Raw genomic sequence first — 1,595 nt, 5'->3', positions numbered from 1 at the left:
GCAGAATATAATAAGGGATATTTATACTCAAAAATGATCCCATTCACCGGCCCTGGGATTATAAATCTCGTGGCTGAGGCTCAATAACGACTCAAGTCGTACAAAGATAAATACATAGAAGGGCCCGTGCAAGGGCGCGTCCAACAAGACGTTGTAATCCGACCCAATGAACTTCAGAGTGTTTTGCCTAAGTCTTGTGGCGCTTCGATTACTTGCAGTGGGCGGTTAAACTAAGCGTTGCACGCGCCCAGCTAGCGCTGGGGGAAGTTAATAACAGGATTGTGTTCTATCTTTGAGAGTTCTTGATCATCCGATGGAACTCATGAACACAACGGTTCAGAAAATATTCAGGCAGGACTTTGAATTCTATAGCAAGAATAAAAAACTGCCACTGCATCAATATAAAGCGGCTAATGATTTCATAAACTGCAGAACGGCCGCTATGGGTGGCCATATACAAGCCTGCCCCGAAGGGCATGTTGAACGCATCAGTTACAACTCATGCAGACATCGCAACTGCCCTCAATGCAACAAAATACAAATTGAACGCTGGCTCGACCGTAAAAAGAATATCCTTCTGGATACGGCTCATCGCCACTTGGTATTCACTCTTCCTCATGAATTGAATCTCTACGGGTCATATTCCCCGCAGCTTGCTGCGTTTCTGCGGCATTAGCCGCAGCATGAACTTGTGACTACATTTTGTGGATGGCTAAAAGTAGGTTCATCCACAAATCCCACAATGTCACTGTTCTTATGTATCACTTGGTCTGTCCAGCAAAGTATCGAAGAGTGGTCTTTAGCGATGAAGTAGACAAGACGTTGAAGGAGGTATGCTTGGCTATCTCAGAGCGTTATGAAATTTACTTCTTAGAAATTGGTGCTGATAAGGATCATGTCCATTTTCTTATACAGTCGGTACCGACCATGAGTCCGAAGTCGATCGCTCAGAAAGTAAAGAGCATCACGGCACGTGAAGTTTTCAAGAAAAACCCTGAAGTTAAGCAAAAGTTATGGGGTGGAGCATTCTGGAGTTCAGGATATTTTATGAATACTGTCGGCCAGCATGGTAATGAAGATGTAATTGCAAATTATGTGAAAAACCAAGGCAATGCGGAGTACAAGCAGCTACACCGGAAGGAAATAAGTCCGAACCAAATCAGTCTGTTTATGGACTGACCACTCAAGTTGCACTGAGGATACCCCGCAGCTTGCTGCGGGGTAGTTCATTCTGGTTATGTAGGACATATAAAATCCAAAAGTTTTTTAAGGGATCTTGTCTAATCTGCCAAAGGTCTGGTTGGGTAAACGATATAAACATATAGCATCATTTATTTAGTAGCTCCATAAACAGTCTCTTCCAATATAAAATGAGCCTGAACAAAAGCCCGGTTTCCAATACGAACTGAGCCTGTAAAGGTCCAGGATGTCGTTCATGATGAGAGGATGAAGATTATCATGAACACCAAACTCATCAAGACCCTGGATCAGGTCAGCGACTTCCTTGAACATGTCCCAGACATAGAACCTGGCTGGGAGTCTAAAGATGAGTGTTACCGATGGATAGAGTTAACTCTCAGTCATTTCCGTTACCG

General features: G+C 43.6%; 1 protein-coding gene and 1 pseudogene. Both read left to right on the top strand.

Annotation, left to right across the window (positions count from 1 at the left end; genetic code table 11):
- Nucleotides 1-322: 322 nt before the first annotated feature.
- Nucleotides 323-628 (top strand): annotated as a pseudogene (locus WG89_RS03060) (transposase zinc-binding domain-containing protein); the annotation flags it as partial.
- An 80-nt stretch (nt 629-708) separates the two neighbouring features.
- Complete coding sequence (tnpA, locus tag WG89_RS03055) at nt 709-1,179, top strand: IS200/IS605 family transposase (protein WP_062261083.1); 471 nt, start codon at nt 709-711, stop codon at nt 1,177-1,179.
- The last annotated feature ends 416 nt before the right edge of the window (nt 1,180-1,595 follow it).

The organism is Endozoicomonas arenosclerae, from assembly GCF_001562015.1.
In the GTDB taxonomy this organism is placed as follows: domain Bacteria; phylum Pseudomonadota; class Gammaproteobacteria; order Pseudomonadales; family Endozoicomonadaceae; genus Endozoicomonas_A; species Endozoicomonas_A arenosclerae.
The sequence above is the reverse complement of the archived record's forward strand: the minus strand, read 5'-3'. Positions and strand labels throughout refer to the sequence as shown.

Bases quoted from the DNA above. Each gene is read 5' to 3' on its own strand.
- tnpA (WP_062261083.1), top strand. From the start codon at position 709: ATGGCTAAAAGTAGGTTCATCCACAAATCCCACAATGTCACTGTTCTT.